Below are 14,757 nucleotides of genomic sequence, written 5' to 3' on the forward strand. Positions count from 1 at the left end.
CAACCTTTCAACAAAATTGTTGCAAATTTGCCCTCGCAATTTTTAAACGAACACTTCCAATGTCTGACGATAAAAAGATTATTTTTTCGATGCAGGGTGTCAGCAAGATACACCCGCCAAATAAACAGGTTCTCAAAGATATTTACCTGAGCTTTTACTACGGAGCCAAGATCGGTATTCTCGGTTTAAACGGTGCCGGTAAATCAACGCTCCTCCGCATTATTGCCGGAAAAGATGAAAGCTACCAGGGCGATGTTGTGTTTACACCGGGTTATTCTGTTGGCTTTTTAGAGCAGGAACCTGAGTTAGATGAAGCGAAAACGGTAAAAGAGGTCGTGAAAGAAGGAGTTGCTGATACGATCAAGCTCCTTGAAGAATATGAAGATATCAACAAGCAGTTTGAAAAGCCTGAGGTCTATGAAGATCCCGATAAAATGGAAAAACTCATGGAGCGCCAGGGCAAACTGCAGGATAAAATAGACTCATCAGGAGCGTGGGAAATCGATCAAACGCTCAACCGCGCGATGGATGCACTCAATTGTCCGGATGAAGACAAGAAAATAGAAGTCCTTTCAGGTGGTGAAAAAAGGCGTGTGGCGCTATGTCGCTTGCTACTACAAAAGCCTGATATTCTTTTACTCGATGAGCCTACTAACCACCTCGATGCTGAATCGGTACTGTGGTTAGAGCATCACTTGCAGGAGTACAAAGGAACTGTAATCGCGGTAACGCACGACCGTTATTTCCTCGACAATGTTGCAGGATGGATTCTCGAACTGGATAGAGGTGAAGGCATTCCGTTCAAGGGAAATTACTCGAGCTGGCTCGAGCAAAAATCAAAACGTTTAGAGCAGGAAGAAAAGCAGGAGACAAAGCGTCAGAGAGCACTCAAAGAAGAGCTCGAATGGGTTCGTAAAGGACCAAAAGGACGACAATCAAAATCGAAAGCACGTCTCAAGAATTACGAGACAATGCTCAATGAGGACGTCAAAGAGAAAGAAAAGAATCTCGAGATATGGATTCCGCCAGGGCCGCGCCTCGGGAATGAAGTGATCAAGGCTGAGCACGTCAAAAAGGCTTATGGAGATAAACTGCTCTACGAAGACTTGAACTTCGATCTTCCGCCTGCAGGAGTTGTTGGGATTATCGGTCCAAACGGTGCCGGTAAAACTACGATCTTCAGGATGATTATGGAAAAGGAACAGCCTGATGCTGGAGACTTCAGCATTGGCGATACAGTTGAGATCTCTTATGTCGATCAGAGCCATGAGGATATCGATCCTGAAAAAACAGTTTGGGAAGTGATCTCGGGCGGTAATGAACACATCGAACTCGGAGGTCGCTCGATTAATAGCCGTGCGTATTGCTCGCGTTTCAATTTCAATGGATCTGACCAACAGAAAAAAGTGGGAACGCTTTCCGGAGGAGAACGAAACAGATTGCACCTCGCGATGAGTTTGAAACAGGAGGCGAATGTGCTGTTGCTCGATGAGCCTACTAACGACATCGATGTGAATACGCTGCGCTCGCTCGAAGAGGCGATCAATAACTTTGCGGGTTGCTCCGTGATTATTTCACACGACCGCTGGTTCCTCGATCGTGTTTGTACGCACATTCTTGCATTTGAAGGGGATTCACAGGTTTATTACTTCGAAGGTTCGTTTACTGAGTACGAAGAGAATAAGCGCAAAAGAATGGGCGATGTTGAGCCCAGACGCTTCAAATACAAAAAGCTCACTAAAGAAGATTAATACTCGAAAGCCTCTGAATTTCAGAGGCTTTTTTTGTAAGATTATTCAATGGTTTAAAATCATTTATTTTACCTTGAATTCTCTGAACCAATCCTGGTTAAACCTGTTATAACAGCAATTAATAATACGATAAAGCGAAATATGATTTTTGTCACATTGAGTTAAAAACTCAAATGTTAATTTTGAACAAAATTTAAAAACTATGAACAAGGTATTTCTAACTATTACAGCAGCTACAATGCTACTCGCTTCTTGCGGAGGCGGTGGAGGAGAGTCTAAAAAAGATTCTTCTAAAGATGAAGGAATGAAGATCGAACAAAAGACTCAGGAAAAAGCTGAGAAAGATGTTCCTGAAACAGTTGAAATCACTATTGAAGGTGATGACCAAATGAAGTTCAACATGAAAAAGATTGAGGTTTATGAAGGTCAAACTGTAAAACTCACTCTCAAGCACGTTGGTAAAATGACGAAAAAAGCAATGGGTCACAACTGGGTACTCTTAGCTAAAGGTGTTGACAAAGCTGCTTTTGGCGCTGAAGCTGCCGGAATGGAAAACGGAATTGAAAACGATCACATTCCCGCAGACAGAAGTGAAGACATCATTGCACACACTAAACTTCTTGGCGGTGGCGAAGAAACAACGATCGAATTTGAAGCTCCTGAAGCTGGCGGATACGATTTCATGTGCAGCTTCCCCGGACACTACGCTTCAATGAATGGTAAATTTATCGTGAAGAAGCCGTAAGGATTAAGCACAATATTTCTTAAAAAAACCGACTTTCACGAGTCGGTTTTTTTATGCCTGGTGGAGTTTTTTGAGGTCTGCCGTGGTCTTAAAGTTTCCGAACAGTACAGTAGCTCTTTTTCCTTCAATATCAATGACTTCTCCTTTTTGGCTTCCACCTTCAATCACTACTTTGTCGCCCACCTCAATCTTTTGATACTTTCGTTTTTTAGGCTTGATCAAATCGCTTTTTTCCCGTTGCTTTTCAATAGGTGCTAACTTCTTTTTTTGCTTCTCTTTTTGCTGTTCAGGTTTTTGATTTTTGGTGTATTCAATCTTGAGGAATTTCACAAAATCTCTGATCACCTTCTTCAGGTTCTTACCGTTGTAGGAATCGATAAACCCTTTCAGTTTTTTGCCGAAATTGATGAAGTCATTATTCTCCTGCTGCGTTTGCTGGAGTCTGAGGAGTTTAAATTCGAGTTCTTCACGTCTGAATTCAAAATCTTCCTTTGAGCGTTTTGCTTTTTCTATTTTGCTCTGCAGCTCGTTTTTCTTTTCGGTCAGAGCCAATTTCTCGCGCTGTAACGTACCGATTGACTCATCGAGGTCGAGCTTGCCTGAGTGCACGCGGCTGCGCGCTTCTTTGATGATTTCCTTTGGTATTTTGTTTTTCTCAGCTACTTCAAAAGTGAACGAACTACCGGGCTGACCAACCGATAGCTTGTAGAGCGGCATCAGCGTTTTGCGATCAAAGAGCATACTGCCATTATGAGCTGCTTCGAGCTGATCGGCAATGATTTTGATATTGGCGTAGTGCGTGGTGATGACTCCGTAAGCTCCGGTTTTGTAGAGTGCTTCAAAACACACCTCGGCCAGTGCACCACCCAGCTCCGGATCTGACCCAGTACCAAACTCATCGATCAGGAATAGTGTTTTCTTGTTCGTCACAGTGAGGAAGTGGTACATGTTTTTGAGTCGGTAGCTGTAAGTGCTGAGCTCGTTCTCAATGCTCTGGTTGTCGCCTATGTCGGTCAGGATCTGACCAAAAATACCACAGCTCGATCCTTCCTCAACCGGAATGAGCAATCCGCTTTGCAACATGGTTTGCAACAATCCAACAGTCTTGAGGGAAATACTTTTACCGCCAGCGTTTGGACCGGAGATCACGAGAATGCGTTTTTCCTTGTCGAGCGCGATATTTTGCGGAATAGTCTTTACTTTCTTTTCCTCATTCTTGAGCCACAACAGCGGGTGCAGACACTTTTGAAAGTTGATGTGCAGTTCATCGGGGCGCAGCTCGGGCAAAATGCCGTTGATGCGTTTTGAGAAATGCGCTTTTGCCTGCACAAAGTCCATGTCGACCAGTACGTGCTGATAGGCTTCCAAAACAGGGACATGGACTTTGATGTCATTCGTTAGCTGACGCAATATGCGGTAGATTTCGTCCTGTTCTTCCTGCTTGAGCATTGCCAGCTCATTGTTGTGCGGAATAGCACTCTGAGGCTCTATAAAGGCAATTTTACCCGAGTTTGAACTGCCCAGAATCATGCCTTTGATCTTGCGTTTGTGCTCGGCCGGTACTGCCAATGCACGTTTTCCGTTGATGTACGTTTCTTTGGTGTCGTCAAGAAATCCTGCATCGCGGTAGCGGGACAGAGCTATTTGAAATTCGCGCTCGGCACTTTTCCGCACCGATTGCAGTGATTTCCGGATCTGACTGAGAGTTTGTGATGCTGAGGACTTTACCGTTCCGTGACGGTCGAGTACTTTTTCTACCAGCGCCACAATTTCATTCGACTGTTCGAGGTGAGCGATTCGCTTAGCCAGAGTGGGATAGAGCTCTTCGTTCTTTTGGAAAAACACGATGAGCCTGTTGATTCCGCGCGACAATGACGCGATGTTCATGAATTGCTCGGCTTCGAGAACAACATCGTCTATCTGAAGACGCTTGAGTTCAGTTTTGATTTCTCCGCTCTGAATACCCGGAATCGTAATTTCCTCAAATGACTCAACGTATTCTTTGACACACGTGAGTTCGAACTCCAGTGATTTCACGTTGGTCATAGGAGAGAGGTGGCGCACGATATCAGCAGCGGTGTTGGTTTCGCAATAATCCGCTACCAAATCGCGCAGTTTGTCAAACTCTAAATCCCTTTGATTTTGATTGGAAATTATGGTACTCATGCGGTCATCGTAAATCTATTGCAAAGAAAGTGCATTCGTGAATAGACGCAAGAAACAGCGTTTTGTTTTGAGTGATTGCCCGCAATTTATGAAATGAGTTCTTTCAGTTGGTTGTAGAGATCGTCATTAGCCATGTAAGCACCTGATTCCATGATCTCAAACATTTCCTGTTCGCGCAGCTTGTTGTACTTTTTAGTGGCCTCGTAAATCTCGACAGAATCAGTTTTGTCATTCAGCAAGTCTTTGAGCGTATCGCCCAGTTTGCCTTTTGTGAGGTTTACGGTCAGATCACGGGAAACTCGCACAGCGATCATTTTTACTTCTTCATCGAAAAAACGGTACGTGCGGAACTCGTGCGAGCCAACCTGTTCGAGGCACTTGCAGTTCAAAAAAGCCTTTTCAAACACAACATCACTGAACAGTTCGATGAGTGCATCGGCCTTTTCCTGTTCATTGTTCTTGAGCTTTTCCCAGTCTGCAGCCGTAATGCTGTTAGCCGCCAGGAATGTGATAAAATCTTTTTCGAGCGCTTCCAGCTCGCGATTTGTCAGTCTTCTGAATTTCAAAGTTGTCGATTTTGTGCAAAGGTGGGGAAAGGAATGGTACCTAATTGAATTCTAACCTATTAATTCTTGAGCTTGGAATTACAACTATAGAATTTGAATTATTGTTTTTTACAAAAATATATTTGTTTGTCTTTCCAATAAAGATATTGCCATTTTTCTTATTACAATAAATTATGTCTTCAGTTGTATGTATTGTATACTCTGATTTATTTCTAATTGTTTCTTGAATATCTTTTTGTGCAAATAGATAAATAGAAAATGTTATGGTTACGATAAAAATAATTATTGCATCAAAATTTGAAATATTTATTTCGTTATTTTCATTTTTTGAAAGAAAAAAATAAGTAGTAATTTGAATCACAGAAAATAATAACAAATAAATGATGGGGTAGTTGTAATCACTAATGTCTAATATTATAAGGCTCAGTAGAATAACGAAAAGAATTGAGAAAAATATAATATAGCCTATTTTATATTTATATGTAAATAACATTATTTCTTGTAAAGCATCTTTTGATTTGCCATCGTATTTTTTGCTAATAAAGTTAATTGATGATTTTGTTATGAAAAATAGAACTATGAAATACATAATTATTAAATGAATGTCCTCTAGAAATAGTGTTATAATTTCTTGAAATTCTAAATAATTTATTATTTGAATATTAAAAAATGAGTAGTAAAATATTAATTTTAGAATTCCAAAAAAAACTAGGATTGCACCAGCTAATGGTGAAGCTTTTACCAGTTTTTCAATCATAATTAGTATTTTTAATAAGTTGTAGTACCGTTTGATCTTAATTTACAATAAGTGGCTTTCTAATAAATAATCACCAAAACTTTACTCTATCTCAAATTTCACGTAGATCGTAGTTTCCAGTTTTATTTTCTTGAATTGAACAGGTTTCACATTCTCCATATCAGGTTTTGAATATTGAGGATTTGGAAGGCTACTGGAACCCCGGACTTTAATTCCGTCAATGAAGTAGTGATTTGAGTTTCGCTCTTTGATCACTAGAGCATTACCGGTTTTTTGGCCAATCGCATTTAAAAGGTACTCAGCTTTTGTTTTTGCCGATTTAATAGCTTTTATTTCATTTTCTTTTTTGAGTTCCTTGATTTTTGAGTGATTAACTCGTGCGATAAATGCATTGTTAATTTTCAACTCATCTAGTTTTTCAAAGACATCCGCAACTTGTTTTGCGGTAGATAGTTTGAGTTCATATTTACTTTGTGAAATGACATCTTTCTTCATCAATGTTACTTTCACATAGTCGGCTTGAGCGTCAGCAACTGTCAACGATTCAATTGGGATGTTCAGTTTTGAAAGAGCGTTCTTTAAATCCTTTTCCTGTTGTTCAACTGATATTTTGTCTCTGCCGGATTCTCTTTCTTTTACTGTAATTGAAAGGTAAATCTCATCAGGAACGATTTTCTTTTCAGCATGACCAGTGACTTCGATATATGGTTTTTTTTCAATGTCTTCTTTTTCCTGTCCGAAGCAGAGTTGAGTAACAAAAAGAAATACAAGGGTGAGTGATAGAATATGTTTCATGGTAAATATTTTCATTTTGGGATTGTTGCTTTTAAATTTTTAAAAGTACGAAATCTGCTAACTATTTTGATTGAGAAGTAGTGGAGACTAAATGATAGCATTATCAATTTGATTCATCAGCAATAGGGAGCTTTTTAATATGACCTGTTATGTAGCGTTGAATTTCATGGTCTTTTTCCTCAAATTCTACACTTACTCCAGAATCATATAAGAACTTTAATGTATCGGCAACTTTAAAGGGATTTCCAAAGCTGTAAAGGATGTAGCTCCATTTTTTAGTTACTATATTAAGTCCTAAATACTTTGGCTTTTTAATAGCATAGGTATTGTAGTAAAGAACATGGTCAATATCAGATAATTGAATGTTGCAAGTGGGTTTTGTTCCCGGAAGTGTTTTGCGTTTTAAAGTAATTTCATTTTTATTTAATTCCCAGCCGTAATATTTCTTATCAAGAAGATGGATAATAGTTAAAAATAGAAATAATAGTAAAGTTGCTGTTAATGAAATTATCCAGCTTTGAGTTAATATGATTAGTATGCTAACAGGTAAGATAAAGAAGATCATACCCTTGATGAAATCTTTATCAGATGGCGGGTCCTTTTTCCAAATTACATTCATTGGTTTACTTTAGATGATGATTGGTTCTGATCATTTCATAAAGAACTGGTCATTTAACGCTATTCTTTATTTGTATTTGATAATCAAATCTCTAGCTTATCTGTATCGATTTTGTATCTGATAATTTGACCATGACCGGAGTCGTGCCAAATAATGCCTTCTTTTAATGAAAGGCCAACTTTAGCACGTTGTTGATTGCTGTTTGACTTAAAAATAAATGTGTCATGCAATAGTTTATCTAATGAATACGAGGCTCCACTAAAGGTTATTAATTCTTTACTGTTTGTATCGAGATGAAAAGAGAAGGAAGGATCAATCAGGTTCGAGTCCTTTCTGTACAAGAATTGTGTTGTGTCATTTACGGTCTGTTTAATGTATGTATACTCTAATGTGTCTATTATCGAACCATTTCTGTAATGCCGTTTGAAAAACACTCGTTCAGAATCAGGCTCTGACCAACAAGATGTCAAAATAAAAACACACAATACAAATGCAGTCAACCTAAACATAAATCTATTTATTGATTATATCCACCTGATCTTTTGTACAGTACCATCTGGGTTGGCACGTCTGTATTACACAACCGCCTAATTTAAGTTTTTCTTGTTTTGCTAACTCCAGTGTCTTTTTTGTAGGTAAACCGTATGCATACTTGATGATGTGTTTTCTCGATTTACACACGTGACACTTTGGCTTTTTATCACTTACAACGAAATCACAGGATCTCTCAGTTTCTACAGGTTTTATTTTGACAGTGATAAAAGTAATTTTACCAGCTCTCACTATTATTCCTTTTACAATTTCTTTCGATTCTCCTTTCGTTACTTTTACACTGTATATTCCACTTGCTAAGCTATCAATTAAAAGTTCGTTTCTATCGATAGATTTCCAGCTTTGAACAGTTACATTACTTGAATCTGATAGATATAGATCATAGTTGAAAGTAGCAGAATCATTACTATCAACTACAGAAATATTTAAATTACCAAAATCCTGGCTTAATGAAACTTGAAAGAATACTATGAAAAAATAGAGTAAAAGACTCCTCATCATTAGATTAATATTACTATCAAAATTGATCATACAGCCCTTAAAACTAAGCAAAAGCAATTAGATCATATCTATGAACAACTTTTTCAAAATCTCCATTTGGTTGAAGTAGAGAGAGGGAGAAGAGGGAGATTGGAATTGAGCCAAATAAAAAAGCGTGAATACCTCTTTCTGTTCAATAAAACCCCTCACGGCAACGAACAGAATCTAACAAAGTATTCACGCGTGATAAAAAAACTGTTAGAGTTAATCAGTAAACTCTACAACATAACCACTAACAGTGATGGTTTTTTGGTAGAAAAATGGATAAACCAAAGTAGAGTGTGATTCTGTAGTCATGTTTATGATAGCTTTTGAACTACCAATTATATCTGCATTTGACATCATGTTCGATCTGGCATTTTCAATTAGAGACTTATTTGTGATTCCTCCAATTCCAAGAACGTAAGTTGCAGTTGACTGACCACTTACTTTCCTGACTACCTCAAAGTTTTTTTCACTAAGTTCAACTTGCGTTGTATTGTTGTTGTTGTTTATAAATGCACCTCTGTGCGAACCACAGCTCGATGCTATTATCATGACAAACAATGTAATTGCTAAAAATTTAAGTTTTCTCATAAAAAGGATTTTTTGAGTTTAGATTATCAGATTAATTGCCTTCAAATGAGCTGAGAACGGGTTATAATAGGAGACAAGATAGCTACATACTTTTGTTTTATTAATGTTAGTTAATACAAAATAACATTCTGAAAATTAAATAGAATTAACTACACTGCAAAATATTGGGCTTTTAGATTTGGTTGTACTTTGTAAGTAATAAAGAATAGTTAAACCGGATCAACGTCAACAATAACCCGCACACTCTTGAAATTATCCATCAGGTTGAAATCAGTTATAAGGGAAGCAACTTGTTCCTTGGTTTTACCCAGGTGTAATTGCTTTTCTAACTTGATGAGGATCTGACGGTGATATTTGTTCTTGATTCTGGCAACTGCAGGGTATTCCGGACCTAAAATGCGATCGCCCAGGATACGTCTCAACATTCCGGCTAATTCATTGGAACCGTTGAGGACAAGGTCTTTGTCGTGGTGGACGACTGTCAGCTTGATGAGTCGGTAGTAGGGCGGGTAGTGAAAGTTTAAGCGTTCGTGGTCCTGCACGTTGTACATCGCATCGTAGTTATGCTTTTTCACTTGTTTAATCACCGGATGGTCAGGGTCAAAGGTTTGGATAAACACTTTACCACGTCTGTCTTTTCGGCCGGCCCTGCCTGCAACCTGTGTCATGAGTTGAAAAGCACGTTCGTGCGCTCTGAAATCCTGAAAGTTGAGCATGAGATCAGCATTGAGGATTCCCACGACACTTACTTTTTCAAAATCGAGTCCTTTTGTGATCATTTGTGTTCCCACCAGAATATCGATTTCACCGGTTTCAAGCTCGTTGATAATTTGCTGATGGGCGTTTTTACCACGGGTAGAGTCGAGATCCATTCGTTTGATGCGCGCTTCAGGGAAGTAGATCTCAATATCTGACTCGATCTTTTCTGTCCCGAATCCTTTCAGTTGAACTTCTGGTGATCCGCAAGCAGGGCAGGTCTTTGGATGGGGAATATTGTAGCCGCAATAATGACATTTCAGCTTTTGCAAAAACTTGTGATAGGTGAGCGTGACATCGCAGTTTTTACACTCCGGAGTCCAGCCACACGTGTTGCACTGAACGAAAGGCGAAAAGCCTCTACGGTTCTGAAAGAGAATCACTTGCTCCTTGTTACTTAAAGCTTTTTTTACCGCTTCGTAGAGCGGTTCGCCAAAGTGCGTTTTCATCTTTTTCTTGCGGTACTGTTCACGGAGATCAACGACTTCCATATCGGGCATTTGGGCGCTTCCATGTCGCGACCCCATAAAAGCATAACCGTATTTACCGCTGTGGGCATTGAACCTGCTCTCAATACTGGGAGTAGCGGAACCGAGGAGCATATTTGCTTTGTGCATTGCAGATAGTACAACAGCCGTATCACGAGCGTTGTAGCGAGGTGCGGGGTCGTATTGTTTGAATGACTGCTCGTGTTCTTCATCTACAATGGTCAGACCCAAATTGTTCATCGGTAAGAAAATAGCCGATCTGGCTCCCAGTATGAGTTTGGGCTGTTCAGTTTTCAAAAGTTTTTGCCAGATTTCTACACGTTCCTGGGCATTGAATTTCGAGTGGTAAACAAGGATCTGATCACCAAAGTGTTTTTCAAGTCGGGAGATGATTTGCGTGGTGAGCGCAATTTCGGGTAAGAGGTAGAGAGCCTGTCGGCCAGAGTCGAGCGTTTTTTGAATGAGCTTGATGTAGAGTTCCGTTTTTCCCGATCCTGTAACGCCCTGTAATAAAACAGGTTTTCTGCTTTCTTCAAATTGAGCTTCGATCGATTCCAGAGCAGCCTGCTGTTCCTCGTTGAGCTGTTTTTCGCCCGGTTCTGACTGATAACTGGGAAGCCTGCCAACTTCCAGAGACTCAATCTCAATAATTCCTTTCTCAGCCAGGGCTTTGACCTGAGCCGATGAAGCCTGTGCTTCTTTTTGCAATGTAGTCTTTTTGACTGCCTCAACTTTTTCGGGAGGTGTTTTACCCAGTTGGAGCAATTTCATGAGTACATGCATCTGCTTTGGAGCATTGCTCAGCTCATCGAATGCCTGTTTGAGTTGCTCTTCGCTTTGGTAGTTGGGAGAGAGAGTCACAAAATCGTTCATCTTGGGCTTGTAGCGCTCCTTTACAACTTCCTCAATCAGAATGATTTGTTTGGCGATAAGTCCCTGAACTATTGGGTAAACAGTTTTGAGCTGTAGGATATCAGAAACCTCTTGCATGGTGAGTTTTTCATTGCTCTCCAGCGCTTCAGCAATCAGGTATTCGCGATCTGTTAGTTGATCGAAATCGATTTCCATGTGGTGATTGAGCATGATGATCGTTTCACTACTCACTTTGAGTCCGGCCGGCAGTGCAGCAGCCATCACTTCTCCCAAACTGCACATATAATAATCGGCAATCCAGCGCCACAACTCAATTTGATTGGGCTGAACAATAGGAAATTCATCAACCAGTTCGCTAAGATATTTTGCGCGGTAATGTTGTGGAGGAGTGTGGTGAATTTTATAGATGATAGCCGTGTAGATCTTTTTCTTGCCAAACTGGACCAAAACCCGCGCTCCTTCGCAAATCTTTTCGTTCCAGTCCTTAGGCACGCGATACGTGTAAGGACGCGGTACGGGCAACGGCAAAATGACATCTACAAACTTCGTCTCCATGGAGGCTCAAAGCTATTACAAATGCTCAAGATGGTAACGGTCAGAGCCAGATTTTGCAGGTTATCCATTACTATTGGATAAAGTTGTTCATTAGTAATGAATGAAATTCAAATAAAACAAAGGTTTATGACGGTTAAAGAATCTAATAACGATTAGAGCCACATTTTGCAGCTTATCGTTTCTCAACCGGGTCCCAGTGTAAATCCGGAAATTTGCGAACCTTTTTGATGAAGAATTGATACACAAGGCTTTTGGGGCAGATACCAAAATGATTAGGAGTTTTGGATTTAAGTGAATTGACGATTTTACGCTTTTTGAGCCATTTGCCCAGCATCATCGTGTATTGCCAGTGTGCTTTGAGAATAGCTCCGCTCGATTTAGGGTTACCGTCTAGAATCATCTTGATCATAGCAGCGTAGTCGAGGAGGAGTCTGAATGGAATTTTATAGAACAACTGATAAGCAGGTAGGTTTTTGGTAAGCATGATCAGGTTGTTGCGGTGATTGCGGAAAACTTTACCCGGACTGCCGTATTGAATCACAAAACCGCCCATGTGGAAAATCTTGCTTTTGGGCTGAAACATGATTTTGTAACCCATCAGTTTGAGTCTCCAGGCGAGGTCGATCTCTTCCATGTGAGCAAAGAAGTCGTTGTCTAATCCGCCAGATTTGTGGTAAGCATCAGCATTGATGAATAAACAGGCTCCTGATGCCCAAAATATTTCACGTACATCATCGTACTGACTTTCATCTTTTTCCACCTCGTTTACGAGTCGGCCGCGGCAAAACGGAAATCCGAGGTGATCGATGTAACCTCCGGCAGCACCTGCATACTCGAAATATTCACGTTTGTCAAAAGACATGACTTTTGGCTGGACAGCCGCAATTTTCGGATCTGACTCGAGTAATTCGAGTCCGGGTTCTAACCAACCTTCAGTTACTTCGATGTCAGAACTGATGAGCACGTAATTCTCTGCTTCAATTTGTGGGAGGGAAGCGCAGTAGCCATTGGTAAAACCTTTGTTGACTTCAAGCTTGATCACGCGAATATCGGGGTGATTTTCAGCCATCCAGGGCGAGAGATCATCAGTTGAAGCGTTGTCGACCACAACAATCTCAACACCTTCAACATGATTAGTTGTCGCGATAATTTTTGGTAAAAACTCGCGGACTAATTTGAGACTGTTATAACTGAGCAATACTATTGCAACGCGTGGCTTTGATTTATTCACGTGACTCGATAAGAGGGTTTGCTAAAGCATGCAATTATAATGATTACAGGGGAAATAATTTCATTTGAATAAAATTAAACGCTCAAACCTTCAACATTAAACCTTTCAAGCTTATTTCACTTCACCTGTTACAGAACCACAGGTCAACATACTCGATCCAAAATACGGGTTCCTTATCTTTTTCTCTTTGCTCAGCCAGTCACCACCATCGTAATCGTTAGCCATAGGGCAGTGCTGGATGTAAAGTTTATCGGTCAGAGCCGTACTCTTAGAGAGTTTGATCATCGAATTTGAAATATCGAGAAAGGTGTTTCTCAAAGGTTCTAGATCCTCTGCGTTTACAGCTTTTTCGAGGTTAGATTTCAGTGCTTTATTGACTTTCATATAAGCCATATGTGCCTTGTGACTCATAGCTTTCATGTCGATGTTCTCTGTCAGTTTCAACGTTTGTTCAGCTGCTTTTTTAGCTCCCTCAAAATTGTCGTTGACTAGAGAGTCTTTGAGTGCGAGATAGCTGACAATAAGTTGAGATATTTGTTTATCAGATTCTCCGTTTGATTTCGGTTCTGACTGTGAACTGTTCATCATGCTGGATTTATTCGCCAGTTGAGCTGCTGCATCCACGTAAAAAGCTCCGTTTGTAACAACTTCTTCGCCAACTTTTAATCCGCTAGCGATAATCTGCTTTTCGCCAAGGCTGTTTCCCAATTTAACTTCACGCATTTCAAATTCATCACTTTCTGAAGATACATAAACGACACTTCTTTTGCCTGTCCACAATACAGCAGATTTTGGTATTGTAATTTGTGAATTGCCGCTCAATCTTGCTTTTACTGTTGCATTGGCAAACATGCCGGGTTTGAGATTTCTCTTTTGGTTTTGAACAATAACCCTGGCTTCGGCTGTTCGTGTTTTGGAGTCAATTATAGGATCGATGTAATCGATAACGCCATTGAAAGATTGACCAGGTAGAGCTTCAATTTCAAACTGAACAGAATCACCGGTTTCAACCCACTGAAGGTCTTTTTCGAAAAGATCGAGCATAAGCCAAACGCTCGATAAATCGGTCAATGTGTAGAGTGCATCTCCTTTGTGTACGTGATCTCCTTCGCTGACATTAATTTTAGTAATGATTCCACTTTTATGAGCATAGATGGGGAGTGTTTCATAAATTTTATCGGAGTTTATGATCTTATCGATTGATTTTTGCGAGATCTTATAATTGCGGAGCTTTGCTACAGCAGCATCTTTGAGTGATTCATTTCCGCTTTTAACTGCCTGCAATAGCTCTCGCTGTGCGACCATTACTTCTCGTGAATAAACCTTCCCGATTTCATCCCCGGGCGAGATGTATTTTCCCTCATAATCTGCATAGAGTTCTTCAATTCTTCCTTCAAAATGCACAGCCTGGCTAACGTCTGCTGTTTCATCCGGCACGATTTCGCCATCGAGGCGGAGAGTCTTAACCGGCTCTGACCGTTTTACAACTGATGTTTGAATGTTTGCCAGCTTTTTAGCAGTTGCTGACATTTTAACTGCGCTAGCAGATTCTTCATTGTTGGTCTCTTCAACCGGAATCAACTCCATGCCGCAAATGGGGCAGTTGCCCGGCTCATTTTGACGAACCTGAGGATGCATGGAGCAGGTGTAAATTGTACCATCCTGCGTTTCGTGATGGTGTGTTTTCTCAACTTGTTGATCTGGTGCAAACCACAATCCTGCAGAGATACCAATCAGCAGGCAAATAATGGCGATTACGTATTTATTCTGAATGATATTTTTCATGA

Annotated in this window: 13 protein-coding genes; 2 read left to right on the forward strand and 11 right to left on the reverse strand. The window is 40.2% G+C overall.

Annotation, left to right across the window (positions count from 1 at the left end; translation table 11 throughout):
• Window positions 1-59: 59 nt before the first annotated feature.
• Window positions 60-1,751: an energy-dependent translational throttle protein EttA gene (gene ettA / locus F3059_RS03790; protein WP_151166659.1), complete on the forward strand. Its 1,692-nt coding sequence runs from the start codon at window positions 60-62 to the stop codon at window positions 1,749-1,751.
• 202 nt (window positions 1,752-1,953) lie between these two features.
• On the forward strand, window positions 1,954-2,496 hold the full coding sequence (gene azu / locus F3059_RS03795; RefSeq protein WP_223274533.1) for an azurin: 543 nt from the start codon (window positions 1,954-1,956) through the stop codon (window positions 2,494-2,496).
• A gap of 51 nt (window positions 2,497-2,547) precedes the next feature.
• Here the strand turns inward: azu and F3059_RS03800 are convergent, their stop codons facing one another.
• The 11 genes from F3059_RS03800 to F3059_RS03850 form a co-directional block, all read right to left on the reverse strand.
• Window positions 2,548-4,662 (reverse strand): endonuclease MutS2, encoded by a 2,115-nt coding sequence (locus F3059_RS03800; protein WP_151166661.1) that lies wholly within the window; start codon window positions 4,660-4,662, stop codon window positions 2,548-2,550.
• Window positions 4,663-4,748: 86 nt separating this feature from the next.
• Complete coding sequence (locus F3059_RS03805; protein ID WP_151166663.1) at window positions 4,749-5,228, reverse strand: DUF6495 family protein; 480 nt, start codon at window positions 5,226-5,228, stop codon at window positions 4,749-4,751.
• Between the two features lie 40 nt (window positions 5,229-5,268).
• Window positions 5,269-5,985 carry a hypothetical protein gene (locus F3059_RS03810; RefSeq protein WP_151166664.1) on the reverse strand — a complete coding sequence of 239 codons (717 nt, stop codon included), beginning with the start codon at window positions 5,983-5,985 and terminating at the stop codon, window positions 5,269-5,271.
• Window positions 5,986-6,066: 81 nt separating this feature from the next.
• Window positions 6,067-6,780, reverse strand: a complete 714-nt coding sequence (locus F3059_RS03815) for an SIMPL domain-containing protein (RefSeq protein WP_170265025.1) — start codon at window positions 6,778-6,780, stop codon at window positions 6,067-6,069.
• Window positions 6,781-6,883: 103 nt separating this feature from the next.
• Entirely contained in the window at window positions 6,884-7,399 is a 516-nt protein-coding gene (locus F3059_RS03820) for a hypothetical protein (protein WP_151166668.1), read from the reverse strand.
• 83 nt (window positions 7,400-7,482) lie between these two features.
• Window positions 7,483-7,908, reverse strand: coding sequence for a hypothetical protein (locus F3059_RS03825; RefSeq protein ID WP_151166670.1), 426 nt, complete (start codon window positions 7,906-7,908; stop codon window positions 7,483-7,485).
• A gap of 4 nt (window positions 7,909-7,912) precedes the next feature.
• Window positions 7,913-8,452, reverse strand: a complete 540-nt coding sequence (locus F3059_RS03830) for a hypothetical protein (protein WP_151166672.1) — start codon at window positions 8,450-8,452, stop codon at window positions 7,913-7,915.
• A 243-nt stretch (window positions 8,453-8,695) separates the two neighbouring features.
• The gene (locus tag F3059_RS03835) at window positions 8,696-9,067 is read right to left on the reverse strand and encodes a DUF6567 family protein (protein ID WP_223274534.1); all 372 of its coding nucleotides are present in this window, start codon (window positions 9,065-9,067) and stop codon (window positions 8,696-8,698) included.
• A gap of 209 nt (window positions 9,068-9,276) precedes the next feature.
• Entirely contained in the window at window positions 9,277-11,739 is a 2,463-nt protein-coding gene (gene priA, locus F3059_RS03840) for a replication restart helicase PriA (protein ID WP_151166674.1), read from the reverse strand.
• Between the two features lie 172 nt (window positions 11,740-11,911).
• The gene (locus F3059_RS03845) at window positions 11,912-12,970 is read right to left on the reverse strand and encodes a glycosyltransferase family 2 protein (protein WP_151166676.1); all 1,059 of its coding nucleotides are present in this window, start codon (window positions 12,968-12,970) and stop codon (window positions 11,912-11,914) included.
• 111 nt (window positions 12,971-13,081) lie between these two features.
• On the reverse strand, window positions 13,082-14,755 hold the full coding sequence (locus F3059_RS03850) for an efflux RND transporter periplasmic adaptor subunit (RefSeq protein WP_151166678.1): 1,674 nt from the start codon (window positions 14,753-14,755) through the stop codon (window positions 13,082-13,084).
• Window positions 14,756-14,757: the final 2 nt, after the last annotated feature.

The organism is Salibacter halophilus (assembly GCF_008806325.1).
GTDB classification, from domain to species: Bacteria; Bacteroidota; Bacteroidia; order Flavobacteriales_G; family Salibacteraceae; genus Salibacter; species Salibacter halophilus.